Origin of the sequence: Cupriavidus sp. D384 (assembly GCF_001652915.1) — a bacterium.
Taxonomy (GTDB): domain Bacteria; phylum Pseudomonadota; class Gammaproteobacteria; order Burkholderiales; family Burkholderiaceae; genus Cupriavidus.
In genome coordinates, this window is sequence record NZ_BBQI01000059.1 from 74,488 (window position 1) to 99,228 (window position 24,741).

General features: G+C 66.5%; 26 protein-coding genes. 10 read left to right on the forward strand and 16 right to left on the reverse strand.

Annotated features, from left to right (window positions below; all coding sequences use genetic code 11):
- Window positions 1–65: 65 nt before the first annotated feature.
- Window positions 66–425, reverse strand: coding sequence for an arsenate reductase (glutaredoxin) (gene arsC, locus A9J21_RS14395; protein WP_066736700.1), 360 nt, complete (start codon window positions 423–425; stop codon window positions 66–68).
- A 190-nt stretch (window positions 426–615) separates the two neighbouring features.
- Between arsC and A9J21_RS14400 the strand changes: the two genes are divergently transcribed.
- Window positions 616–1,203 carry a GNAT family N-acetyltransferase gene (locus A9J21_RS14400; protein ID WP_066736702.1) on the forward strand — a complete coding sequence of 196 codons (588 nt, stop codon included), beginning with the start codon at window positions 616–618 and terminating at the stop codon, window positions 1,201–1,203.
- Window positions 1,204–1,217: 14 nt separating this feature from the next.
- Here the strand turns inward: A9J21_RS14400 and A9J21_RS14405 are convergent, their stop codons facing one another.
- The 3 genes from A9J21_RS14405 to A9J21_RS14415 are packed head-to-tail and all read right to left on the reverse strand — an operon-like array spanning window position 1,218 to window position 2,783.
- Window positions 1,218–1,841, reverse strand: coding sequence for an FMN-dependent NADH-azoreductase (locus A9J21_RS14405; RefSeq protein WP_066736703.1), 624 nt, complete (start codon window positions 1,839–1,841; stop codon window positions 1,218–1,220).
- A gap of 22 nt (window positions 1,842–1,863) precedes the next feature.
- Complete coding sequence (locus tag A9J21_RS14410; protein ID WP_066736705.1) at window positions 1,864–2,325, reverse strand: GNAT family N-acetyltransferase; 462 nt, start codon at window positions 2,323–2,325, stop codon at window positions 1,864–1,866.
- Window positions 2,322–2,783: a carboxymuconolactone decarboxylase family protein gene (locus tag A9J21_RS14415; protein ID WP_066736707.1), complete on the reverse strand. Its 462-nt coding sequence runs from the start codon at window positions 2,781–2,783 to the stop codon at window positions 2,322–2,324. The genes A9J21_RS14410 and A9J21_RS14415 overlap by 4 nt, the downstream gene beginning before the upstream one ends.
- Before the next feature lie 59 nt (window positions 2,784–2,842).
- Here A9J21_RS14415 and A9J21_RS14420 point away from each other — a divergent pair, with 59 nt between their 5' ends.
- Window positions 2,843–3,394: a MarR family winged helix-turn-helix transcriptional regulator gene (locus A9J21_RS14420; RefSeq protein WP_066736708.1), complete on the forward strand. Its 552-nt coding sequence runs from the start codon at window positions 2,843–2,845 to the stop codon at window positions 3,392–3,394.
- A gap of 108 nt (window positions 3,395–3,502) precedes the next feature.
- Here the strand turns inward: A9J21_RS14420 and A9J21_RS14425 are convergent, their stop codons facing one another.
- Window positions 3,503–4,771: a M20/M25/M40 family metallo-hydrolase gene (locus A9J21_RS14425; RefSeq protein ID WP_066736709.1), complete on the reverse strand. Its 1,269-nt coding sequence runs from the start codon at window positions 4,769–4,771 to the stop codon at window positions 3,503–3,505.
- Window positions 4,772–4,807: 36 nt separating this feature from the next.
- Entirely contained in the window at window positions 4,808–6,064 is a 1,257-nt protein-coding gene (locus tag A9J21_RS14430) for an allantoate amidohydrolase (protein WP_066736710.1), read from the reverse strand.
- 404 nt (window positions 6,065–6,468) lie between these two features.
- Between A9J21_RS14430 and A9J21_RS14435 the strand changes: the two genes are divergently transcribed.
- Window positions 6,469–7,869, forward strand: coding sequence for a C4-dicarboxylate transporter DctA (locus A9J21_RS14435; RefSeq protein WP_066736712.1), 1,401 nt, complete (start codon window positions 6,469–6,471; stop codon window positions 7,867–7,869).
- Between the two features lie 50 nt (window positions 7,870–7,919).
- Entirely contained in the window at window positions 7,920–8,612 is a 693-nt protein-coding gene (locus A9J21_RS14440) for a GntR family transcriptional regulator (RefSeq protein WP_066736714.1), read from the forward strand.
- A 274-nt stretch (window positions 8,613–8,886) separates the two neighbouring features.
- On the opposite strand, the gene A9J21_RS14445 is transcribed toward A9J21_RS14440, so the two are convergent.
- Window positions 8,887–9,834, reverse strand: a complete 948-nt coding sequence (locus A9J21_RS14445) for a LysR family transcriptional regulator (RefSeq protein WP_066736716.1) — start codon at window positions 9,832–9,834, stop codon at window positions 8,887–8,889.
- A 132-nt stretch (window positions 9,835–9,966) separates the two neighbouring features.
- Window positions 9,967–10,635 (reverse strand): hypothetical protein, encoded by a 669-nt coding sequence (locus tag A9J21_RS14450; RefSeq protein ID WP_066736718.1) that lies wholly within the window; start codon window positions 10,633–10,635, stop codon window positions 9,967–9,969.
- Between the two features lie 285 nt (window positions 10,636–10,920).
- Here A9J21_RS14450 and gcl point away from each other — a divergent pair, with 285 nt between their 5' ends.
- The 6 genes from gcl (at window position 10,921) to A9J21_RS14480 (ending at window position 18,721) form a co-directional block, all read left to right on the forward strand.
- On the forward strand, window positions 10,921–12,705 hold the full coding sequence (gene gcl / locus A9J21_RS14455; RefSeq protein ID WP_066736720.1) for a glyoxylate carboligase: 1,785 nt from the start codon (window positions 10,921–10,923) through the stop codon (window positions 12,703–12,705).
- Between the two features lie 110 nt (window positions 12,706–12,815).
- On the forward strand, window positions 12,816–13,595 hold the full coding sequence (gene hyi, locus A9J21_RS14460) for a hydroxypyruvate isomerase (RefSeq protein ID WP_066736722.1): 780 nt from the start codon (window positions 12,816–12,818) through the stop codon (window positions 13,593–13,595).
- Between the two features lie 175 nt (window positions 13,596–13,770).
- Entirely contained in the window at window positions 13,771–14,694 is a 924-nt protein-coding gene (gene glxR / locus A9J21_RS14465) for a 2-hydroxy-3-oxopropionate reductase (protein ID WP_066736726.1), read from the forward strand.
- Window positions 14,695–14,776: 82 nt separating this feature from the next.
- Window positions 14,777–16,099: a glycerate kinase gene (locus A9J21_RS14470; RefSeq protein WP_066736727.1), complete on the forward strand. Its 1,323-nt coding sequence runs from the start codon at window positions 14,777–14,779 to the stop codon at window positions 16,097–16,099.
- Between the two features lie 58 nt (window positions 16,100–16,157).
- Window positions 16,158–17,624 (forward strand): pyruvate kinase, encoded by a 1,467-nt coding sequence (gene pyk / locus A9J21_RS14475; RefSeq protein ID WP_066736858.1) that lies wholly within the window; start codon window positions 16,158–16,160, stop codon window positions 17,622–17,624.
- 209 nt (window positions 17,625–17,833) lie between these two features.
- Window positions 17,834–18,721, forward strand: coding sequence for a neutral zinc metallopeptidase (locus A9J21_RS14480; protein WP_066736729.1), 888 nt, complete (start codon window positions 17,834–17,836; stop codon window positions 18,719–18,721).
- Window positions 18,722–18,915: 194 nt separating this feature from the next.
- Here the strand turns inward: A9J21_RS14480 and A9J21_RS14485 are convergent, their stop codons facing one another.
- From A9J21_RS14485 to A9J21_RS14520, 8 genes are all read right to left on the reverse strand, one after another.
- Entirely contained in the window at window positions 18,916–19,254 is a 339-nt protein-coding gene (locus A9J21_RS14485) for a hypothetical protein (protein WP_066736734.1), read from the reverse strand.
- 322 nt (window positions 19,255–19,576) lie between these two features.
- Complete coding sequence (rnk, locus tag A9J21_RS14490; RefSeq protein WP_066736736.1) at window positions 19,577–19,990, reverse strand: nucleoside diphosphate kinase regulator; 414 nt, start codon at window positions 19,988–19,990, stop codon at window positions 19,577–19,579.
- A gap of 443 nt (window positions 19,991–20,433) precedes the next feature.
- On the reverse strand, window positions 20,434–20,877 hold the full coding sequence (locus A9J21_RS14500) for a Cd(II)/Pb(II)-responsive transcriptional regulator (protein ID WP_066736740.1): 444 nt from the start codon (window positions 20,875–20,877) through the stop codon (window positions 20,434–20,436).
- 73 nt (window positions 20,878–20,950) lie between these two features.
- Window positions 20,951–21,337: an adenosylmethionine decarboxylase gene (gene speD, locus A9J21_RS14505; protein ID WP_066736742.1), complete on the reverse strand. Its 387-nt coding sequence runs from the start codon at window positions 21,335–21,337 to the stop codon at window positions 20,951–20,953.
- 14 nt (window positions 21,338–21,351) lie between these two features.
- The gene (locus A9J21_RS31965) at window positions 21,352–21,522 is read right to left on the reverse strand and encodes a hypothetical protein (protein WP_197497507.1); all 171 of its coding nucleotides are present in this window, start codon (window positions 21,520–21,522) and stop codon (window positions 21,352–21,354) included.
- 13 nt (window positions 21,523–21,535) lie between these two features.
- Entirely contained in the window at window positions 21,536–23,107 is a 1,572-nt protein-coding gene (locus A9J21_RS14510) for a DUF4178 domain-containing protein (protein ID WP_082926427.1), read from the reverse strand.
- A 6-nt stretch (window positions 23,108–23,113) separates the two neighbouring features.
- On the reverse strand, window positions 23,114–24,178 hold the full coding sequence (locus tag A9J21_RS14515) for an SPFH domain-containing protein (RefSeq protein ID WP_066736744.1): 1,065 nt from the start codon (window positions 24,176–24,178) through the stop codon (window positions 23,114–23,116).
- Window positions 24,179–24,226: 48 nt separating this feature from the next.
- The gene (locus A9J21_RS14520; RefSeq protein WP_066736746.1) at window positions 24,227–24,613 is read right to left on the reverse strand and encodes a DUF350 domain-containing protein; all 387 of its coding nucleotides are present in this window, start codon (window positions 24,611–24,613) and stop codon (window positions 24,227–24,229) included.
- Between the last annotated feature and the right edge of the window lie 128 nt (window positions 24,614–24,741).

A 24,741-nucleotide genomic window follows, 5' to 3' on the forward strand; every position in this document is an offset into this window, starting at 1 on the left:
CAACTGACCGGCCGGCCTCCCTTGGGGAGGCCGGTTCTATTTTGTGCGCCGCAACAACGGGCGGCTCACTTCAGCAGCGGCGACACGTTCTCGGGCGGGCGGCCAATCGCGGCGCGGCGATTGCGCACGACTACCGGACGCTGCAGCAGGATGGGGTTGTCGGCCACCGCCGCCAGCAGTTCGGCGTCGGTCAGGCCCGAATCGGCCAGGTCCAGTTCCTTGTAGACGGCCTCGCCGTCGCGGATCATCTCGCGCACCGGCACGCCCAGCATCGTATGCAACTGGCGCAGCGTGGACAGCGTGGGGGGCGCCTTCAGGTATTCGACGATCTCCACCGGTTCGCCCAGGCGCTGCGCCGCCGTCTCCACCAGTGCCAGCGTTTCGCGGGACTTGGAGCAACGGGGGTTGTGGTAGATCGTGATCATGGCGGCTCCTTCTGCCTGCTTTCGGTGCGTTCGAATATCCCGCACTATACAGCCGTGCCGCGCGCACGCACCACGCTGGCGCGGTAACGTACGGGATGTGGCGGGCATGCATCGTGCATGGGCATGACCACCCGTCTTTCAGGGCCCGCCGGCACCCCGCCGGGGCTGCCCTGCACTATTCAGAGAAACCGTGTCCGCCCTGCCCGAAGCCACTGCCATTCCCGTCCGCAAGCCGTTCAGCCTGCGCGATGCCACGCCCGCCGACGTGCCCGCGATCCACGCCATCTACGCGCACCATGTGCAGCACGGCCGCGCCTCGTTCGAGGAGGTCGCGCCCACGGCCGACGACATGCGGCTGCGTTTTGCCGAGGTCTTGCGCAAGGGCCTGCCCTACATCGTGGCCGAGCGCAATGGCGAGATCCTGGGCTACGCCTATGCGTCCAGCTACCGCGCCCGCAGTGCCTACCGGTTCGCCATCGAGGACTCGATCTATATCGACCATCGCCATACCGGCGAAGGCCTGGGCCGCGCGTTGCTGGCCGAGCTGATCGCGCGCTGCGAGACCGGCCCGTGGCGCCAGATGGTGGCCGTGGTGGCGCTGACGTCCAGCGGCGAAGGGGCGGGATCGGTGGCCGTGCATGAACGGCTGGGGTTTCGCACGGTCGGCCGGCTGGAATCGGTGGGCCTCAAGCACGGCCAGTGGATCGACACCTTGCTGATGCAGCGCCCGCTCGGCGCGGGCGACGCGACGCTGCCCGACCCCGACGCGCTGCGCTAGCCGCCAGGCCACCCCTACGCCAGCAGCGCCGGCACGGCCGTGGCGCACCACGACTGCAGCTTGTCGAAGGCGCGCGCCACATGCTCGGGGCCGCGCGACGTGCTTTCCATGCGCAGGATCTCCACGCGCTTCAGCCCGATGGTTTCCAGTACATAGATCAGGTACGGGCTGAAGAAGTCGCGCTGGCTCGCGGCGTCGTCCGAGAACCGGCCCCCGCACGAGACCACGGCCAGCACCGAGCGATCGCGCAGCAGGCCCTGCTTGCCTTGCGGCGTGCGGGCGAACGTGCGGTCTGACCGGACGACGAGATCGATCCAGGTCTTCAGCGATGCCGGCACCGTGAAGTTGTGCATCGGCGAGGTGATCAGCACCATGTCGGCCGCCTGCAACTCGGCGATCAGCGTTTCCGAGAGCGCCAGCGCGGCCGGATCGGCGTCGGTGCGCCCGGCGGCCACCGCCATGTTGGCGTCGGTAAAGGCGGCGTCGATGGGGGGCAGCGGCTGGGCGGCCAGGTCGCGCTCGATCACGGTCAGTTCGCCATGGAGGGCGGCCAGTTCCGCACGCACGAGCTGACCCGCGCGGCGGCTGGTGGAGGCGTCGCCACGGGGGCTGACGTTCAGGTGAAGCAGGGTTGCCATGTTTCGCTCAGGGTGAGTCGGATCAGTCGATCGGGAAGTAGAAGCGCAGGGCCCGCGCCAGCAGGCCGTTGCGGTAGTAGAAGCGATGCCCCAGCACATTGGTGAGCGGGGTATCAAGCACAAGCTGGGTACACCCGGCCGCCTCGGTCTCGGCCTTGAGCCAGTCCATCAGCTGCCGGCCATACCCACCGCTGCGCGCGTTGGCGTCGGTGACCAGATCATCCACATACATATGGTGACCGACGATCAGGTTGTCGGCGAAGCGGTAGCCGGCCAGCGCCACCAGCCTGCCGTCGTCCCACAGGCCGGCCAGGTGGTAGCCGTCGCCGGTCTGGCGGCGCCAGCGCGTAACCAGCTCGGCGGCATCGGCCAGGTGCGGGCGCAGCTGGTGCATCAGCGGAAAGGCGTCGGCCACCTCGGCGGGCGTTTCCAGGCGGCGGATCCGGATTTGCCCGGCGATGTCTCCTGCGCCAGTCGCGCTCATGCCTGGCTCCGGCTGGCTTCGGCCGGTGGCGGCGGGAAGTGCAGCCCGACGGCGATACGGTTCCAGGCATTGATCGAGGCAATGGTCGCAGCCAGGAACACCAGTTCCTTCTCGTCGAACACGGCCTGCGCCCGGGCCAGCGCGGCATCGCGGGCCGACGGATCGGTCAGCTGCGTCAGCGCTTCGGCCCAGCCCAGCGCGGCCATTTCCCGTTCGGCATAGATCCCGGCGTCGCGCCAGCCGGCCAGCAGGTCGAACTTGCGCGGGTCGATGTCCAGCTTGCGCGCGATGTTCAGATGGAACTGCAGGCAAAAGGCACAGCCGTTGATCTGCGAGACGCGCAGCTTGACCAGTTCGGTCAGCGCCTTGTCCATGCCGGACGCGGTCACCGCCTTGCTGACGCCACCCAGCGACGCGTACACATCGGGCGCGGTCTGCGTGAAAGCCTGGAAATCCATGTCGAACTCCTTCAGGTAAGATGTCAGAGTTCGAAGATTAATGTAAGAGCACTGACATCATGGCAAAGACCCTGTCGCGCAAAGGGAAAAACGACGGCAAGAACGCAGGGAAGACTCCGGCGAAACAGGACAGCAAGGCGGCCGATGCCGTGGCGATTCCGGCACCGGGTGAAGGCAAGCGTGGCGAAAGCGGTTACCTGGCCTACCTGCTGCGGCAGGCCAGCGCGGCAAACCGGTTGCATATGGAGCGCGCGCTGGCCGATCTCGGCGTCACCCTGCCCCAGTTTTTCGTACTGACGATGCTCGGGGCTTATCCCGGCATCTCGGGCGCCGATGTCGCGCGGCTGGCGCTGCTGACGCCGCAGACCGTCAGCGTCATCATGGGCAACCTGGAGAAGATGGGGGCAATCGTGCGCCAGCCGCATCCGGTGCATGGGCGCATCCAGACCATCGCGCTGTCCGAGACCGGCAAGGCGCTGCTGGCGCAGTGCAAGGTACGCGCGAGCGAGGTCGACCGGCAGTTGCGTGCGGGGCTGACACCCGACGAGGAAGCCGTGGTGCGGCGCTGGCTGGTGAGCCTGGCCGTGCCCGGCGAAAATCTGGCCGAATAGCCACGCACGGCACGCGTCCAAAAAAATGGCCCGCCGGCAAACGCCGACGGGCCATCATCACAACAAGGGGGTGCTACAGGGTTCTGCGAGGTTGCCGAGGCCGATGGCTCAGCCCATCAGGTCGGACAGCGCCAGCGCCACCACCTTGGTGGCGCGGTTCAGGTCGTTCAGGCGCAGGTTCTCGTCGGAGTTGTGGCCGCGGGCCTCCATCAGCGTGCGCGGGCCGGCGCCGTACAGCACGGTGGGGATGCCACGGCTCGTGTAGTGGCGCGCATCCGTGTAGAGCGGCACGCCCTGCACCGGGATCTCCACGCCGAACACCGATTCCGCGCGGGTCTTCAGTGCGCCGATCAGCTTGTCCACGCCGGGCAGTTCCGACAGCGGCTCGGCCAGGATGATGCGCTCGACCTTGACCTCGATACCCGGACGGTCCTTGGCGGCCTTCTCCACCACGGCGCGCAGCTCGCCTTCGGCGTCGAAGCCGATCTCTTCCGGAATCATGCGGCGGTCCACGCGGAACGTGACCAGGTCAGGCACCACGTTGGTGTTGATGCCGCCTTTGATCAGGCCGACGTTCAGCGTGGCGGTGTCGATGCCCGGCACCTTGCTCTTGCGCGTCGCCAGCTCGGCGCGCAGGCCGTACACCGCGTGCAGGATATGCGTGGCGGCTTCGATGGCGTCGACGCCGGTGTGCGGCATGGCGGCGTGGCCCTGCTTGCCCTTGACGGTCACTTCCACATGCAGGCAGCCGTTATGCGCCGACGTGATGCCGTACGAGAAGCCGGCCGAGATTGCGTAGTCGGGCTTGGTCAGGCCTTCGTCGAGCAGGAACTTCGGGCCGATGTCGCCGCCGGTTTCCTCGTCGTACGTGAATTGCAGTTCCACGGTGCCGTTGATCTTGGCGCCCTGCTTCTCGGCTTCCTGCAGCGCCAGCACGGCGTAGGCGTAGGTAGCGAAGTCCGACTTCGACACCGCCACGCCGCGGCCGTACATGACCGGGCCGTGCTCGCTGTCGGCAATCTCGCCGCCGTACGGGTCCTTGGTCCAGCCCAGGCCCGGAGGCACCACGTCGCCGTGCGCGTTCATGGCGATGGTGGGGCCGCCGCTGCCGAACGTCTTGCGCACCAGCAGGTTCGTGGCGCTGATCATGCCGGCCGCCTTGACCAGTTCTTCAGGCACCTTGTGCGCCTCCACCTTGAAGCCCAGTCCTTCCAGCAGTTCCTTGGCGCGCTTGCCGTGGGCCTCGCAGTCGCCGGCGGGGTTGTCCGAGGGCACCTTGACCAGTTCGGCCAGGAACGCTTCCTGCTGCGGGCGGTGCTGGTCGATGTACTGGGTCAGCGTGGATTCGATGGGATTCATGTTGTCTCGTGCGGTCATCTCTGTATCTCGGAGTTTTCTGGTTGCCGGGTGGGCTTATTGAGGACGGTGGAAGTGTTCGACGAAGTCCGCGAACACGCGCGCCGCGGTCTGGGCGTCTTCGGCCGTCATGGTCTCGGTGGGATGGTGGCTGATGCCGCCGTTGCCGCAGCGAACGAACAGCATGGCCACATCGGCGATGGCGGCAATGGCCATGGCGTCATGGCCGGCACCGGAGGGCAGGTGACGCACGGGTACGTTCTGGCGCTCCACGGCGGCGGCCCATTGCGACTGCAGCCACGGCGCGCACGGCACGCTGGCCGCCTCGTGCGTCTTGCGGATCTGCACGCGCACGTTGCGGCGCGCGCAGACACGTTCGATTTCGGCCAGCACGTCGTTGACGGCGGCCTCGCGCTCGGCGTCGATGCCGGCACGGATATCAATGGAAAACGTCGCGCGGCCCGGCACCACGTTGGTGGCGCCATTGGGCACGTTGAACTGGCCCACCGTGCCAACCAGGCCCGGCTTGCCGCCGCAGCGCTTCTCGATGAACAGGCCGATCTCGGCGCCGGCCATCGCGGCGTCGCGGCGCATGTCCATCGGCACCGTGCCGGCGTGTCCGGCCAGGCCTTCGAGTTCGACGATAAAGCGCGTGGCGCCCGAGATCGCGGTGACCACGCCCACGGGCAGGCCTTCGTTCAGCAGCACCGGGCCCTGTTCGATATGCACCTCGATAAAGGCCAGCACCTTGCTGCGGTCGTGTTTGGCGGCCGGCAGCTGGGCGGCGTCGAAGCCGGCGGCGCGCATGACTTCGCGCATGGTCTTGCCGGAATCGTCGACGTTGTCGAGCACGTTGTTGTCGAACGTGCCGGCGATGGCGCGGCTGCCCAGCAGCGTGGCCTTGAAGCGCACGCCCTCTTCCTCGGCAAACCCGACCACCTCCAGCGCAAACGGAAAGCGCTTGCCCTGGCGGTTCCACTCGGCCACGCAGGCAATCGGCAGGATCACGCCCAGGTTGCCGTCGAAGCGGCCGGCGTCGCGCACGGTGTCGAAGTGCGAGCCGGTCAGCAATGCAGGGGCATTCGGTTCGGTGCCTTCGTAGCGGCCGATCACGTTGCCAGCGGCATCGCGGCGCACGGTCATGCCGGCCGCCTGCATCCACTCGGTCAGTTGCGCGGCCGCGCCGTGGTGGGCGTCGGTCAGGTACGTGCGCGTGAGCAGCCCGGGCTGGTCGGTATGAACGGCCAGGCTGTCGGCCCAGGCCATGATGCGGGTGCCGGTGTCAGCGGACAACGGCGTAGGGGTTGCTGCCATGTGCGTGTCTCTCCTGCTGGTGGTGCCTGAGCCGGTCCGGGGATGCCTGGCAAACCTGCCAGTCCGGGCGGGCGCCCGGGGCCGTGCTCTCTATTCTGTGCGATTCATAGTAGCACAGTGAATTCAAAAATTGCATACAAAAATGATATGCACTATATTGGCCTCCACGCACCGACAATCCGCCGCGGACAATCCGGTCCGGACAAGTGGATTGCGTGGATTCCGCCTCAACAGGGGGGCTTTCCGCGTGGGGCAAGGCAGGCGGGCAGTTTGGCCGCCTGCCTTTCCGGAAGGTGCATCCAGCCCGGCGTCGGCAGGCATGTGACGGCGGACACCCCTGAACCAGATCAGGGCAGGCCGATGGCAACCGATGCGCCACGGACCCGCCCGGCACGGAGACAACAATGCAGCATGCCGTACCCACGCAGCGCGCCGCTGGCCGCCTGCACACGCGCTTCACCCGTTCGTTGTTTGGCCAGGTACTGATTGCCCTGGCGCTCGGCACCCTTCTGGGGCTCGCCTTTCCCGAATTCGCAGCCAAGCTCAAGCCGCTGGGCGACGGTTTCATCAAGCTGATCAAGATGCTGATTGGGCCGGTGGTGTTCTGCGTGGTGGTGGCAGGCATCTGCGGCGCCGGCGAACTCAAGAAGGTGGGCCGCGTGGGCATCAAGGCGGTGGTCTACTTCGAAGTCGTGACGACCATCGCGCTGGCGCTGGGCATCGTGCTGGCCTATGTGTTCCAGCCGGGCACGGGCATGAACGTGAATCCGCGCAGCCTTGATATCTCGGCCATGGCGGCGTACATCGAGTCGGCCGACAAGGTAAAGAGCACCGGCATGGTGGACTTCCTGATGAAGCTGATCCCGAACACGATCATGGGCGCGTTCACCAGCGGCGACGTGCTGCAGGTGCTGGTGGTATCGGTGCTGTTCGGCTGCGCGCTGTCGATGGTGGGCGAACCGGGCAAGCCGCTGGTGCGGATGATCGACAACTTCTCGGCCACGCTGTTCAAGATGATGGGCTTCATCATCAAGCTGGCGCCGCTGGGGGTGCTGGGCGCCGTGGCGTTCACGGTGGGCAAGTACGGCATCGGGTCGCTCAAGCAGCTTGGCTTCCTGGTGATCCTGTTCTACGGCGCCGTGGCGATCTTCGTGCTGGGCGTGCTGGGGCTGATCCTGCGCCTGTGCGGCTTCTCGGTGCTGAAGCTGATCCGCTACCTGCGCGCCGAACTGCTGGTGGTGCTGGGCACGGCGTCGTCGGACAGCGTGCTGCCGCAGGTCATGAAGAAGCTCGAATACATGGGCATCAAGAAGTCGGTGGTGGGCCTGGTGATTCCCACCGGCTACTCGTTCAACCTTGACGCGTTCTCGATCTACCTGACGCTGGCGGCCGTGTTTATCGCCCAGGCGACCAATACGCCGCTGGCGCTGGGCGACCTGCTCGGCATCCTGGCCGTGGCGCTGGTCACGTCGAAGGGGGCGCACGGCATTCCGGGCTCGGCCATCGTGATCCTGGCGGCCACGCTGTCGGCCCACCCGGCCATTCCCGCCATCGGCCTGGTGCTGGTACTGTCGGTGGACTGGTTTATCGGCATCGCCCGCGCCGTCGGCAACCTGATCGGCAACTGCGTGGCGACGGTCGTGGTGGCGGCCTGGGAGCGCGATATCGACCGCGAACGCGCCCACGGCGTGCTCAACGGCACCATCCCGGTTGGCGAACTGGACGAAGGCCTGTCGGCCGTGGTGGACGACGTCCGGGAAGTCCCGGTGCCGGCGCCGCTGCCCGGGGTGGCCTCGGGGCGCTAGAATCACGCCATCCCAGTCAACGCGCAGGTCCGGCAAGAGACGCGCACACCATGCCCGAGCATATCGATCCAGACATGACCGCCGAGGCGATTGCCGACGATATCGTCGCGGCCATCGTCTCGCACCGGCTGCCGCCAGGCACCAAGCTGCGCGAGGAAGCGCTGGCCAGCGTCTACCGCGTCAGCCGTACCAAGGTGCGCGCGGCGCTGCTGATGCTGTCCAAGGACAAGGTCATCCAGATCGTGCCGGACAAGGGCGCGTTCGTCGCCAAGCCCAGCGCCGAAGAAGCGCGCGAGGTCTTTGCCGTGCGGCGCATCCTGGAAGCCGCCTTGGCGCGCGAGTTCGTGGCCCGCGCCACGCCGGCCGACTACAAGCGCATCGAGAAGCATCTGGTGGCCGAGCGCAAGTCCCTGGCCGGCAACGATGCGCAGACGCGGACGCGCCTGCTGGGCGACTTCCATATCGTGCTGGCCGAAGTGGCGGGCAACAACGTGCTGACCGAAATCATGCGCGAGCTGTCGATGCGCAGCGCGGTCATCACCATGCTGTACCAGAGCCGGCGCGATGCCACGTGTTCGTCGGACGAGCACCGTGCGTTTATCGAGGCGGCCAAGGCGGGCGACGCCGAGCGCGCCGTCGCGCTGATGGTGGAACACCTGAATCACGTCGAAAGCGCGCTGCATTTCGAGGAAGTAGCGGCCGCCGCGCGCGGCAAGGATCTGGTTGCCGCGTTGCTGGCCTGAGACAGGCTCGCCGCAGTGCAATCGGATTGATCGCCATCAAGGACGAGGACGAGGTGGGAGGCGCATCATTCCTCTCGCCATGAAGTTGCGGGGGCGCACTTCATGAGCTCTCCCCGTCCTTCGCAAGAAGGGCTGCCCGCAGACCGCAATGGCTGCGGGCTTTTTCTTTTGGGCCTTCCCGTTCCGTCTACCGGTTGTTTCGGTGCCGTCCGCCTGATTTCCTGCCCTGCCCCTCTCCCTTTCCCGTTCCTTTTCCCTGTAGCTGTCCCTGCCCTCAGGCCGACTGCCGCAGCGCGGCGTCCGTCCAGCTGCTGCCGCGTTCGGTCCAGTAGCCCGGCTTGGCGAACGCCTGCTTCAGGTGTTCGATAAAGAAGCGGATCTTGGCCGGCACTGGCCGCTGCTGCGGGTACACGGCAAGGATGTCGTAGTCGGGCAGCGCGAATTCATCGAGCACAGTGATCAGTTCGCCGCTTTCCAGTTGAGGCAGGATTTCCCACGTCGACCGCCACCCCAGCCCCAGGCTCTCACCGGTCCAGCGGTGCAGCAGTTCGCCGTCGTTGCAGTCGAGATTGCCGCTGACCCGCACTGTCACGGTCTTGCCGTTCTGCTGGAAGTACCAGCCGCGCTGCTGGCCGCCCTGCAGGTTGAACGCCAGGCAGTTGTGCTTTTCCAGGTCTTCCAGCGTATGCGGGACGCCGTGTTTGGCAAAGTAGGCCGGGGTGCCGCACACCACGCGCTTGTTGGTGGCGAGCCTGATCGCCACGAAATTCGGGTCGATGGCACCGCCGATGCGGATGCCCAGGTCATAGCCCTCGCGCACCAGGTCCACCACGCGGTCGGTCAGGTTGAACGAGATCTGGACTTCGGGATTGGCCGCCAGGAAAGCCGGCGCATGCGGCGCCACGTGCTTGCGGCCAAAGGCGGCCGGCGCCGAGACGATCAGGTGCCCGGTGGCCTTGTGCTTGCCTTCGGCGATCAGCATCTCGGCGCGGTCCAGGTCCGCCAGCGCCTTCTTGCACTGCTCCATGAACGCCGCGCCCTGCTCCGTCACCACGATGCGACGGGTGGACCGGTGCAGCAGCTTGACGCCGATGCGCGCTTCCAGCGCGTTGATGCGCCGGCCGATCATGACCGGCGTCACGTTCTGCGTCAGCGCCGCGGCGGCCATGCTGCCGTGTTCCACCACGGCGATGAATGCTTCGATTTGTTTGAGTTTGTCCATAACGCCATTTGTCTCCTGCCGTCACATTGTGAGGCATTGACGCCATGGTGCGCATCCCCGCACGGCGATGCCGTGCATCCGCCTCATGTCATGGATGGCGCTGGAGGTGGCGCCGGACAGATGCGGCCCGGCCTAGCGGCCAAGCTTTTCGCTGATCTCGGCGGCCTCGCCCAGCACGTGGGCCAGACGCCGCAGGGGCGCGCTGCATTGCAGTTGCGCGAATAGCGCCAGCGCGCCGCCGCCGACCAGCACCACGCCGTAGAGCGCCACCAGCGTCGGCCCATGGCCGGGGGCCATCACCGCCAGGCCATCGGCCAGCACGACGGCCGCCGGCGCCAGTGCCAGGACCAGCGCCACCGTGCGCGCGCCCCCTTCCCACAGCCGCGCCTGGAGCAGGACGCGGCGTTCGCGCGCGCGCAGCTGCAGCGCCGGAATCCGGCCCAGGCGCAGCAGCAGCGCATTCTCGACCGCGCTCTGGGCATCGACGCGACGGGTCAGCCAGCGCATCGGATGACGCAGTGCATCACGGCCGGCCAGCAGCCGCGCCAGCCATGCGCCGGCATAGAACACGCCGCTGACGGCCAGCAGCACGTGAAACGCCTGCGGCAGCCACGCCGGCGGCGTCTGCGCCAGCACCTGATGCCACCAGACCAGCGCCCCGCCCGCCACCAGCGTCGGTACCAGCGCCAGGACGAAGCCGGCCCACAACACCATTGCCAGCCGCCCGTCCGGCGATTTTTCGGCCGGCGCGGTCTGCAACGCTTCCATCAGTTCGTAGGTGGTCGGCAGCCGTGTGTACATGGCGGGACAAGGCAATTCCAAACCCGCTATTTTGACCCGGGCGCCGTTGCCCCCGATAGGGGAAAACCGCAGCAAATTACCCCAACCCCACGTATCGGGGGAGTGGCTTGACGCACCCTCCTTATGTATCTCCTGATGCACATTGCTCCGGCAATTGCTGCGGCATTCCTTACGGCAGGTATCGAATCAACTGATCGCCCTTCTGTTTATCCCCACCCCGCAGCGGGCATAGGATCAACGCCAGAACGAATCCCACCCATTCATTCAAGCGTTTTGGAGAGAGACATGCCGAAGATGAGAGCAGTCGACGCGGCCATCGCCGTGCTGGAAAAGGAAGGCATCACCACCGCGTTCGGCGTGCCTGGCGCCGCCATCAACCCGTTCTACTCGGCCATGCGCAAGGCCGGTTCGATCCGCCACCTGCTGGCCCGCCACGTGGAAGGCGCCTCGCACATGGCCGAGGGCTATACCCGTGCAGAGCCGGGCAATATCGGCGTCTGCGTCGGTACCTCGGGCCCCGCCGGCACCGACATGATCACGGGTCTGTACTCGGCCTGGGCCGATTCGATTCCCATCCTCTGCATCACGGGCCAGGCGCCGCGCGCCCGCCTGTACAAGGAGGATTTCCAGGCCGTCGATATCGAATCGATTGCCAAGCCCGTCACCAAGTGGGCCGTGACCGTGCGCGAGCCGGCGCTGGTGCCGCAGGTGTTCCAGCAGGCGTTCCACCTGATGCGCTCGGGTCGCCCGGGTCCGGTGCTGATCGACCTGCCGTTCGACGTGCAGGTGGCCGAGATCGAATTCGATCCGGAAACGTACCAGCCGCTGCAGCCGTACAAGCCGGCCGCCAGCCGCGCGCAGATCGAGAAGGCCATCAGCATGCTGAACCAGGCCGAGCGTCCGCTGATCGTCTGCGGTGGCGGCGTCATCAACGCCAACGCCAACGAACTGCTGGTCGAGTTTGCCGAACTGGTCAACGTGCCGGTCGTGCCGACGCTGATGGGCTGGGGCGTGCTGGCCGATGACCACCCGCTGCAGGCCGGCATGGTGGGCCTGCAGACGTCGCACCGCTACGGCAACGCCACGATGCTGGCTTCGGACTTCGTGATGGGCATCGGCAACCGCTGGGCCAACCGCCACACCGGCAGCGTCGACGTCTACACCAAGGGCCGCAAGTTCGTGCACGTGGACATCGAGCCCACGCAGATCGGCCGTGTGTTCGGCCCGGACCTGGGCATCGTCTCGGACGCCAAGGCCGCGCTGGAACTGTTCGTGGAAGTGGCCCGCGAAATGAAGATGGCCGGCCGCCTGCCGTGCCGCAAGGCCTGGGTGGCCGACGTGCAGAAGCGCCGCCGCACCATGAAGCGCAAGAGCGACTTCGACAACGTGCCGGTCAAGCCGCAGCGCGTGTACCGCGAGATGAACCAGTACTTCCCGCGCGACGTGCGCTACGTGACGACGATCGGCCTGTCGCAGATCGCCGCCGCGCAGTTCCTGTCGGTGAACCAGCCGCGCCACTGGATCAACTGCGGCCAGGCCGGCCCGCTGGGCTGGACGATTCCCGCCGCCATCGGCGTGAAGACCGCCTCGCCGGACTCGGACATCGTTGCCATCTCGGGTGACTACGACTTCCAGTTCATGATCGAGGAACTGGCCGTGGCCGCGCAGTTCAAGGTGCCGTACATCCACGTGGTGGTGAACAACTCGTACCTGGGCCTGATCCGCCAGGCGCAGCGCAACTTCGAGATGGACTACTGCGTGCAGCTGGCCTTCGACAACGTCAACGCGCCGGAACTGGAGGGCTATGGCGTGGACCACGTGAAGGTCGTGGAAGGCCTGGGCTGCAAGGCGATCCGCGTGTTCAAGCCGGAAGACATCGCCCCGGCCTTTGCCGAAGCGCGCGACCTGATGGCCGAGTTCTCGGTGCCGGTGGTTGTGGAGGTGATCCTGGAACGCGTGACCAACATCGCGATGGGCACCGAGATCGACAACATCAACGAGTTCGAGCCGATCGAAGACCTGGAAGACGCCGAAGAAGCGATCCTGGCAGAAGAAACCACCACCGCGTAAGCCTGCGGCGCAAGGCCGCAAGCACAAGCCGTTTCCGCAGTACGCCCTCCGCCCCGCTCCACCGGGGTGGTTGGGCCACCGTTTTTCCCAACACCGAGAGAGACATCACAATGCCAAAGCTCGCAGCCAACCTGACGATGCTGTTCAACGAAGTGGGTTTCCTGGACCGCTTCGAGGCCGCCGCCCGCGCCGGGTTCCGTGGCGTGGAGTTCCTGTTCCCGTACGCCTTTCACGCCGACCAGATCGCCGACCGCCTGAGCCGCTTCCAGCTGGACCTGGTGCTGCACAACCTGCCGGCCGGCAAGTGGGAAGCCGGCGAGCGCGGCATTGCCTGCCACCCGGATCGCGTGGGCGAGTTCCAGGACGGCGTGGGCGAAGCCATCAAGTACGCAAAGGTGCTGGGTGTCCGCCAACTGAACTGCCTGGTGGGCATCCTGCCGCAGAACGTCAAGCGCGAGCAGGCCACCGAGACGCTGGTCGAGAACCTGCGCTTTGCCGCCAACGCGCTGGCAAAGGAACACATCGACCTGCTGGTCGAGCCGATCAACACGTTCGACATTCCCGGCTTCTTCCTGTCGCGCACGCAGCAGGCCGTCGACCTGATCGGCCAGGTCAACGCGCCCAACCTCTACGTGCAGTACGACATCTATCACATGCAGCGCATGGAGGGCGAGATCGCCAACACGATCCGCGCCAACCTGCCGAAGATCAGGCACGTGCAGCTGGCCGACAACCCCGGCCGCAACGAACCGGGCACCGGCGAACTGAACTACCAGTACCTGTTCCGCTTCCTCGACGAGATCGGCTACCAGGGCTGGATCGGCTGCGAATACAAGCCGAAGACCACGACCGAGGCCGGCCTGGGCTGGCGCGCCGCGCACGGCATCTGAAGTACCGCTGAATTGCGCCCCTCTCCCGCCTGGCGGGAGAGGGGTTGGGGAGAGGGCAACAAGGCCCTGCTTGCCGATATTGGCAATTTGAACGGATGGCCCTCTCCCCCGCCCCTCTCACATTCATGGGAGAGGGAAGAAAACAATCTCAATCTGATCCTCTGGAGACATCAACATGGCAAACCAACGCAACGTCGGCTTTATCGGCCTGGGCATCATGGGCGCCCCGATGGCAGGTCACCTGCGCGCCGCTGGCCACACGCTGTTCGTGCATGACGTGAACCCGGCCCCGCAGGCCCTGGTCGACGCCGGCGTCACCGTCTGCACCAGCGCCGAGGAAGTGGCAAAGCGCGCCGACATCGTGATCGTCATGGTGCCGGACACCCCGCACGTGGAAGCCGTGCTGTTCGCCGAAAAGGGCATCGCCGCCGCCTACAAGGCCGCTGGCAAGGAAGCCACCTACGGCAAGATCGTGGTCGACATGAGCTCGATCTCGCCCATCGCCACCAAGGACTTTGCCGCGCGCATCAACAAGCTGGGCGCGTCGTACCTGGACGCCCCGGTGTCGGGCGGCGAAGTGGGTGCCAAGGCCGCGTCGCTGACGATCATGGTGGGCGGGCCGTCGGAAGCGTTCGACGAAGTGAAGCCGCTGTTCGACCTGATGGGCAAGAACATCACGCTGGTGGGCGGCAACGGCGACGGCCAGACCACCAAGGTGGCCAACCAGATCATCGTGGCGCTGAACATCCAGGCCGTTTCCGAAGCGCTGCTGTTCGCCTCAAAGGCTGGCGCGGACCCGGCCAAGGTGCGCCAGGCCCTGATGGGCGGCTTTGCAGCATCGCGGATTCTTGAAGTGCACGGCGAGCGCATGGTCAAGCGCACGTTCGATCCGGGCTTCCGCATCGAACTGCACCAGAAGGACCTGAACCTGGCACTGCAGGGCGCGAAGGCGCTGGGCGTGTCGCTGCCGAACACGTCGGCCGCGCAGGAACTGTTCAATGCATGCGCCGCCAATGGCTACGGCAAGCTCGACCACTCCGCACTGTGCCGCGCGATCGAGATCATGTCGAATCACGAAATCGCCAAGGCCGCGAAGTAATTGCCAGTGCAATAGCAGTATTGCGGTCGCCTTCCGTGTGAAGGCGACTGCATCGTTTTTCCCAAGATTCCTCAGGATTCGCATGTTCGCCACCGACGCCAACGCCGCCCTGCTTTCGCCACAGCGGCAGACCGACTATCGCAACCCCGCCCAGGCCCGCACGCTGCTGCGCGACCTGTTCGATACGGCAGTGGCCGCTGTAAGCGCCAGCCATTGCCTGCCGCCGCACCTGCCGCAGCCGCCAAAGGGCCGCACCGTGGTAATCGGCGCGGGCAAGGCCGCCGCTGCGATGGCACAGGCCGTGGATGCACACTGGCAAGGCGAACTGTCGGGTCTGGTGGTCACGCGCTATGACCATGGCGCCGACTGCCACCGCATCGAAGTGGTAGAGGCCGCCCACCCCGTGCCCGATGCCGCAGGCCAGCAGGCTGCGCAACGCATGGTGGAACTGGTGCAGGGCCTGACTGCCGATGACCTCGTACTTTGCTTGATTTCTGGTGGTGGCTCGGCATTGCTGGCCGCCCCTGCCCCCGGCATCACGCTGGCCGACAAGCAGGCCGTGAACAAGGCGCTGCTGCGCAGCGGTGCCAGCATTGGCGAGATGAACTGCGTGCGCAAGCATCTTTCCGCGCTCAAGGGCGGCCGCCTGGCCCTGGCCTGCGCACCGGCCCGCGTGGAAACGCTGCTGATTTCCGATATCCCCGGCGACGATCCGACGCTGATCGCCAGCGGCCCCACGCTGCCCGACGCCACCACATGCGCCGACGCGCTCGCGGTCATCGCCAAGTACGACATCGACCTGCCCGCCAACGTGCGCGCGCATCTGGAGTCTGGCGCCGGTGAAACGCCCAAGCCCGGCGATGCCCGCTTCGACGGCCACCGCAGCGTCACGCTGGCCAGCGCGCAACAGTCGCTGGAAGCCGCGGCCGCCCGCGCCCGCGAACTGGGCCTGACCGCACACATCCTGTCGGACAGCATCGAAGGCGAAGCCCGCGACGTGGCCGAAGTGCATGCCGCCATCGCCCGCCAGATCGTCGCCCACGGGCAGCCGTTCCAGAAGCCGTGCGTGATCCTGTCCGGCGGCGAGACCACGGTCACGGTGCGCGGCAACGGCCGGGGCGGCCGCAATGCCGAATTCCTGCTGTCGCTGGCCGTGGCGCTGGACGGCCTGCCCGGCGTGCACGCGATTGCCGGCGACACCGACGGCATCGATGGTTCCGAAGACAACGCCGGTGCGCTGCTGGGCCCCGACACGCTGACGCGCGCCGCCGCGCGTGGCCTGTCGGCCCGCGCCCACCTGGACAACAACGACGGGTACGGTTTCTTTGCCGGTATCGACGATCTGATCGTGACCGGCCCGACCCGTACCAACGTCAACGATTTCCGCGCGATCCTGATCGTCTGACACCGTCAGGCATCGGTCGGCACCGCAGCACAAAAAGAGGATGGAGAAGGAGACTTTCATGAGACGCCAGCGCAAAGCGAAGATCTTGGCCACCCTGGGCCCGGCCAGCTCGGACATCGCGGTGATCCGCCAGCTGTTCGACGCCGGAGCCGACGTGTTCCGCCTGAACTTCAGCCACGGCACCCACGATGACCATCGCGCCCGCTACGACGCCGTGCGCCAGGTGGAGGCCGAGACCGGCCGCCCCATCGCGATCCTGGCCGACCTGCAGGGCCCCAAGCTGCGCATCGGCACGTTTGCCGTGGGCAAGGTGGCCGTGCGCGCCGGCGACACGTTCGTGCTGGACAGCGACCCCACGCCCGGCGACGGCACGCGCGTCTACCTGCCGCACCCGGAGCTGTTCAAGGCCGCCAGCGCGGGCCAGTCGCTGCTGATCGACGATGGCAAGGTGCGCCTGAACATCGAGGCGGTGTCGAGCGGCAGCATCACCACGCGGGTGGCGAACAACGGCACGCTGTCCGACCGCAAGGGCGTGAACGTGCCCGACGCCGTGATCCCGATCCCCGCACTGACCGACAAGGACCGCAAGGACCTGGCGTTTGCGCTGGAACTGGGCGCCGACTGGATTGCGCTGTCGTTCGTGCAGCGGCCGTCGGATATCGTCGAGGCCCGCGAGATCATCGGCACGCGTGCCGGTGTGCTGTCGAAGATCGAGAAGCCGGCCGCGCTGCAGCAGCTTGACGAGATCGTGCGCGTGTCCGATGCCGTGATGGTGGCGCGTGGCGACCTGGGCGTGGAACTGCCGCCCGAGCGCGTGCCCGGCGTGCAGAAGCGCATCCTGCGCGTCTGCCGCCAGCTGGGCAAGCCGGTGGTGATCGCCACGCAGATGCTGGAATCGATGATCGATTCGCCGGTGCCCACGCGCGCCGAGGCCTCGGACGTGGCCAGCGCCATCTACGACGGCGCCGATGCGGTGATGCTGTCGGCCGAGTCGGCCAACGGCCGCCATCCGGTGCCGGCCGTGTCGATGATGGATCGCATCATTGCCGAGGTGGAGCGCGATCCGCTCTACCGCAACATGATCGACGCCCAGCACGAGGTGCCGCTTTCCACGCGCCAGGACGCAATCTGCGCCGCGCTGCGCGAAGTGACCCAGATCATCGGCGCCAAGGCCACGGTGACGTACACGTCGTCGGGGGCCACCGCGATGCGCGCCGCCCGCGAGCGGCCGTGCGCACCCATCGTCAGCATCACGCCCAACCTGGACATCGCGCGCCGGCTGGCCATCACCTGGGGGGTGCATTCCACGGTGAGCCCGGACGTGCAGAGCGTGGACGAGATGGTGGAGGCCGCGGCACGCGCCGCGCTGGTGGAGGGCTACGCCGCACCCGGTGACCAGATCACCATCGCGGCCGGCATGCCGTTCGGCCAGGGCGGCACCACCAACCTGCTGCGCGTCGCAGAGGTAGGCACGGAAGTGGCCGCGCTGGACATCAGCAGGGCGCCCGCGTCGGCCACCGTCTGAGGACCGCACGGCACATCGCGATTTCCCTTGCGCAGGACGGGCTGACCCCCTGTCCAACCCGCCGCCCGCGCCAGTCTCAGCCCGACTGGCGCGGGCGGCGCTCTTTTTGACATCGCGATACGTGCGTGCCGCCGGGGCGCAAGGCGCCGTTGCCAATGCCGTTGCTATACTCCATCGGCACAACAGAACCCCCGACGGAGCGTAACAAGATGCGTCTCGATGACGAAGCCGAAAGCCAGAATGTGGAGGACCGCCGCGGTGGAGGTGGCGGATTCGGCTTGCCGATCGGCGGCAAGTCGATCGGGATTGGCACGGTCATCATTGCGCTGGCCGCGTCGTACTTCTTTGGCATCGATCCGTCGCTGATTTTCCAGGGCGCGTCGGTGATCCAGGGCCAGCAGCAACCAGCGCCGCAATCGCAGGCGCAGCCGCACCGGCCGCCCGCCGCCGACCAGTTGTCCGTGTTCACGCGCAAGGTGCTGGGCAATACCGAGCGCACCTGGGAACACATCTTCGAAACCGACCTGAACCGCCGCTATGCGCCGCCGACGCTGGTGATGTTCACCGGCGCCACGCCCACCGCGTGCGGCACGGGGCAGTCCGCCATGGGGCCGTTCTACTGTCCGGCCGATCAGAAGGTCTATATCGACCTGTCGTTCTACAACGAACTGCGCCAGCGCTTTGGCGCCGGCGGTGACTTTGCGCAGGCCTATGTGATCGCGCACGAAGTCGGCCATCACGTACAGAACCTGCTTGGCGTATCGAACAAGGTGGACGCCGCGCGCCGCCGCATGGGCGAGGCGCAGGCCAACCAGCTTTCCGTGCGCATGGAACTGCAGGCCGACTGCCTGGCCGGTGTCTGGGCCGCCACGGCCGGCAAGCTCAACCAGCAGCTGCTGGAGCCGGGCGATATCGAACAGGGCCTCAAGGCTGCTGCCGCCATCGGCGACGACCGGCTGCAAAAGCAGTCGCAGGGCTATGTGGTGCCCGAGGCGTTCACGCACGGCACCAGCGAACAACGCGTGCGCTGGCTGCGCCAGGGCCTGACGACCGGAGACATCCGCAAGTGCGACACCTTCGCGCAGCGGCAACTCTGACGGTACTTCGGAAAAATCAGGAAAGTACTACGAGGGGAACGGCGGGGACTGCAGGCGGGGGAAAAATCACCTGCGCGACTTCAGAGAGAAGGAGGAGGTCGGTCGCGCAGGTGGGAGAGAAACCTGAAATCAGAATCGGCGGCCCGGGGGTGACTCGGAACCGCCGATTTGCGTTCTGGCGGACAGGCAGGTCATCAAACCTTGTAGCCGTACAGATCGCCGTTGCGCGAGTTGTCCAGCGCGGAGCCGGAGATCTCGCCACTGAAGCTGCGTGCGCCTTCGCCGAAGCTGTCGAACTTGCCCTGGCGGGCACCGTCCGTGTAGGTGTCGAACTTGCGTTGGCCGTCGCTGAAGAAATCGTACTTGCCGATCTTCGAGCCTTCACTGTACGTGTCGAACTTGCCTTGCCGCGCGGCATCGGCATACACGTCGAACTTGCCGACCTTCTTGGTCGTGGCGGGCGCGGCGATAGCGGCCGACGCGGCAAACGCGGCGAGCACGAGAGCGCCGCCAAGGATACGTTTGGCGTTCATCTGGGACTCCTTCAACTGATTCACAACTTTTTTATGGATACAGCTGACAACTGCCCGGACGCGCTATCTGTGTAGCGATGCGAGCACGGACTGAAGGTTAGTGGCTAGCACTTCTACGAGAAATACCGCTGCGACGAATGGTGCGTTGCTCGCCGTGAAATGCCGGGTCTGTGGATGAACGGTAGGGGTCGGCGACCGAATGGCCGCCAGGCGGGCTATTCCGCAGTACGGAACTGGGCACCTACCCTGCGGTACGCACATGGGCAGGTGACAGGCGCTGCGAGGCTTCCGGACTCGCAGCGCGCGCAAGCTGCAGAGGGGCTCAGAGCGTGTAGTGTCCGCTGGCCTCGGGCTGGAAGGCGATGCTGACGATGGTCACGCGCTGGGCGTTGCCATTGGGCAGGCGATAGTCCACGGTCTTGCCGGCGCGCGCGCCCAGCAGAGCCTGACCGATCGGCGACAGCACCGACAGGCGGCCGGCCGCCAGGTCGGCGTCGTCGGGATAAGCCAGCGTCCACTCACGCGGCGCGGCTTCGCCTTCCAGGGTGCAGACGACGCGCGAGTTCATCGTCACGACATCCTTGGGAATGGCATCGGGCGACACGATGGCTGCGCGGGCCAGCAGTTCGTCGAGCATCTCGTCAAGCTCGGCGGTGCCGGCGCGGCTGGCGATGCCCTCCAGGCGCGTCACGTCCAGTTCGGTCAGGTAGAGGGTCGGGTTCTTGGTCTTTGCCATGGCAGTGCCTCTCGCAAAAGCGGCGGCCGCGTGTCGGTACAACGATCCGGCACAGGCGGCAGCCGTTGGGAAATCGGTCGGGCCGGCGCGCACGGGCGCCGGCAGTGTTACAGCGGAAAAGCGTGGTGGCTCGGGCCCGGTTCGGCACCGGACCCTTGCTGCTCAGGAATGGGGTCGGTCAGGCCGGGAACCGGGCAGGATCAAGCGGGGCGTTGATCCGGCGGGTGGCGGTGATGGGCTGCGCCACCGTGCGCGCGCGCGCCGGTCGCATGGAGCGAACCAGGGCAAGGGCGGCGGACGGAAGGTGGCGAGACATCGTAGGGAATTTCTGAAAAAGCGTCTCTTGGACGCGAACGGCCATGCTAGCACAGCCGTCCCGACATGGCCGATGAGAAACATCCCCGCTCTCGCGGGGACTCACCGTGCGTGAACTGCCAGGCAGTTCAGTGCCGGGGATGGCTCGGGTGGCACTCGCAGCCCGCGCCTTCGGCAGCCTGCTGCAGGTTCTGGAGGATGCCGCACTCGCTGGCCGGATGCGGATTCGGGTTCTCGCAGGTGTGACGCAGGGCGCGAAGCTGGCCTTCAAGCGCCTCAAGCGACACACGTTGTGCGTGAATCTGCTCGATCTGGCGGTCCAGCAACGTGTTGATATCGTCGCAGGCCAGCGACGGATTGCGCTGGAAGTCGCGCAGCCGGCGCACATCGGCCAGGCTCATGCCCAGCGACCGGCAATGGCGCACGAAATTCAACTGCACCAGGTGGCCGTCGCCATAGCGGCGGTAGCCGTTGTCTTCTCGCTGCGGGGCATCGAGCAGCCCTTCGCGCTCGTAATACCGGATGGTTTCCACGTCGCAGCCGCTATGGCGCGACAGTTCGCCGATGCGCATGGTCAGGTCTCCGCACTGGAATCGGTGATTTATCCCTGTAGCAATTACAGGGTTCAGCACTAGTGTAGATCCGTCAGGCCGGACGTGCAGTACCCGGGCCGCGCGCATGGTCTCGCACGCGCCAGTTGGCCGGGCACAATGCCCGCACCAGCACATCGACGCCCAACTCCGGCCGGGCCGTGCCGCACATGAAGATATCCACCGCGGCGAAGCCGTACTCGGGCCAGGTGTGGATGCTGATATGCGATTCCTTGAGCAGCAGCACGCCTGTGACGCCCAGCCCGGGACCGAAATGATGGAGCCGGGCGTCCAGCGGCGTGGCGCCGGCGGCGTGCGCGGCGTCGCGCAGCGCACGCTCGACCAGCGTGGCGTCGGTCAGCAATGGCGCAGCCACCCCCTGCATGTCAAGCAGCAGGTGCTGGCCCAGCACGGGCGGACAGATCGGCTTTGGGGCGTTCATGGCGGGCTCGTCGCTTACTTGTGGCCGCCACCCGACGACCAGCCGCTGCCGCTGGAGCCACCCCAGCCGCGTGCCGACGAGCGCCCCCCCTTGCCCGACGAGGACGAATCGCCCATCGACGCCATCGTGTAGAACGTGACGCCAAACAGGATGATGACTCCGTAGACCAGGAACAGGAAACGCACGTATCAGCCTCTCTTAATCGCCATCGCCGCCGTCGCCATCCGCATCCCCGCCGACATCGCGGTCACGGCTGCGCGACTCCGGATCGGTCACGTACTGCACCACCCACAGCGGCACCCACAGCAGCAGCGTGCCCAGCATCAGCCCCGTGAAGTCTCCGTTTCCAAAAAGCGCCAGCGGCCCGTTCAGCAACCACATGACAACGGCCACGCCCCAGGCCGTATTGCGGCAATAGGCCAGATCACCGGCCGGCGCCGCGGCACGCTTGCCGTCGCGTTCGTTCTTCAGCGCGGCCAGCGCCTTGTTGCCCTTGAACCATTGCGCCAGCTGCATGCGGCTGACCATGGTCGAGCGGGTCCAGACAATCTCGGTTGGCGATGCCTCGCGTGTCAGGCGTCGCAGTGGCGGCCCGTATTCGGTCAGCCACGTGGCATCGCCAGCCTGCACGCGCCAGTTGAACGTACCGGCGGCATAGAGCACCGTGCTCTTGTAGTGGAAGCCTTTTTCGTACTTCTGCCCGGCCAGCGTCACCGCGGCCGGCTTCGAGGTATCGGGCCAGACATCGAGCACCTGCACGCGGTCCCAGCCGGCATCCTGCTCCACCAGCCAGATGAACCCGCTCTGCTCGTTGAACAGCAGGTACTCGACCCATGTCGACGCATCCTCGTCGTCATCGTCGATGCACTGGACCAGCCCCAGCACCGTATAGGGCTTGCCGTCGATCTGGCCCACCTCGCCCGGTGTCAGGCTGGTCTGCAGCGCCTCGATCTCGGCGTGCTTTTCGAGCACGATGGCCGTGGACGTGGTGCAGTCCACCTCGCTATGGCAGCTTGGGCAGACCACGAAGTTGGCCACGCCGGGGCGCCAGCTGATCGGGCTGCCGCAGTGGGGACACGACAGCGGCACGGCCTTGCCGCGATAGCGGTCGGCGGTGGCGCTGATGGCATCGGTTTCGCGCAGGAACTGGGCCTTGAGCTGCGGCAGCGTGACCATGTCGCCCGTGTAGTACGCGGGCGGGTAGCCATCGGCATAGTCGAGCGTCAGGAATTTGTCGGCGGCGCGGAAATCGGCAACCTGGGCGGTCCAGCCCGCGCCCACCTGGAACGGCAGCTCGCCCTCGCCGCCCGTGCAGCGGGCCGCGCGCACGTCGCTGGCCTCGAAGCGCAGGTTGCCGTAGTACATCGGCTCGCCGGGGCGCAGGTGCTCGAAGGCAGGTGCCCGGCCAACCGACGCCTTCCTGGCGTCCTCCGCCGGCACGCGCCGCGTGAGCATGTACTGGCCCGATGCATCGGCCAGCCAGCCGTCGCTGCCGTCGTCGAACAGCAGGTACCACTCGTTCCACAGCCCGGCGTCATAGCGCAGCTGGATGCGGCCCACCAGCGTGAAGCCCTGCTCCTGCCAGACTCCGCTGGCGTTGAGCTGCAGCGGCGTGTAGTCCTCCAGCACGGCCGACATCTTGCCGATGTCGCGCACCTGGTCGGCTTCGCGCAGCAAGGTGGTGTGGCAGTACTCGCAGACCGCCATGACCGCGGCGGACGAACGAAAGCTGACCTCCGCGCCGCAGCCCGGACAGTTGACCGTTTGCATCCGGAATCAGCCGACCAGCTTCTTCAGGATCTCCGCCTTGGCCGAATCGAATTCCACCTGCGAGATCAGGCCCTTGTCGAGCAGTTCCTTGAGCTTGCCCAGCCGTGCGGCGGGGTCGTCGGCCGCTGGTGCCGCTGGTGCTGCCGCACCGGCTGCAGCGCCCGCCGCCGCAGCCGCCGGGGTGGCACCGGCCACGCCCGGGATGCCCGCCACGCCGCCCAGCAGCCCACCGGCCATGGCCTGGCCCATCGCCGCACCGGCCGCCAGGCCCGCGCCCAGGCCGGCCACGCCGCCTTCGTTCTGCGCCGCCAGCGGGATCGAGCTGGCTACCTGGTACTGGGTGTACTTCGCCATATCGCCCATCATGCCCATCGAGATCCGTGTGTCGATGGCCTTCTGCAGTTCCTCGGGCAGCGACACGTTGGTCACCGCGAAGTTGTCCAGCGCCACGCCATAACGCGCGAACTCGGGCACCAGCTTGTCGCGGATGGCCTGCGCCATCAGCGTCTGGTTGGCCGCCATGTCCAGGAACGGAATCGACGACGCGCCCAGCGTGCTGGTCATGGTGGCGATCAGCAGGTTGCGCAGCTGTTCTTCCACCTCGTCGCGCGTGTACTCGGCGCGCGTGCCGCTGATCTCGGTATAGAACAGCTTCGGGTCGGCAATCTTGTACGAGTACAGCCCGAACGCGCGCAGCCGCACCATGCCGAAGTCCGCGTCGCGGATCGTGATCGGCTGGGCCGTGCCCCACTTGCGGCCGATCTGCAGGCGGGTGCTGAAGAAGTAGACATCCGACTTGAACGGCGATTCGAACAGCTTGTCCCAGTTCTTCAGGTACGTCAGCACCGGCAGCGTCTGGGTGGTCAGCTTGTACATGCCGGGCCCGAACACGTCGGCGATCTTGCCTTCGTTGACGAAGACCGCCATCTGCGATTCGCGCACGGTCAGGCTGCCGCCGTACTGGATCTCCATGTCCTCCATCGGGTAGCGCCAGGCCAGCACGCCGTCCGTATCCTCGGTCCACTGGAGGATGTCGATGAACTGCTTCTTGATAAATGACCCGATACTCATTTCAGCACCTCTCGAAGGGTGAATGCTTTGCCGCGCGCCCGGCAGGCGTCAGGACAGGCAGGCCGCGTTGAGCACCCCGACCGTGACCGAGATCGTGCCCATCAGGCCGCCCATGGCGATGTTGTTCGATTCGATGGCCGCGTCCATGTCCGGCAGCGCGCGCGCCAGCGCCGCGTAGACCACGGCCTGCACCACCATCGCTCCGAGCGACCACACCAGGAACATCAGGAAGGTGTCGTTGTGCTGGATGCTCGATGACAGCGTGAAGCAGAAGCCAAGCGTGCTACCGCCCAGCGACAGCGCGGCCGCCATGTTGCCCTGGCGGATCAGCGTGAACTCGTGGAACGGCGTGATCCTGGTGTAGACTCCGACGAACACGACCAGCAGCACAAGGCTTGCCAGCAGATGCTCGACGTAGGCATAGATTGGTAGCATGTTTCGGGTCGTTTCTGACGTGTGTTTGGGGTGGTCCCGCCCTGCCGATGCGATGCCGCATTAAGATTGCGGCAAAGTATATCCGCAGTCGCATTTTTCCCAATACCAGTATTTATGACATTGCCGGA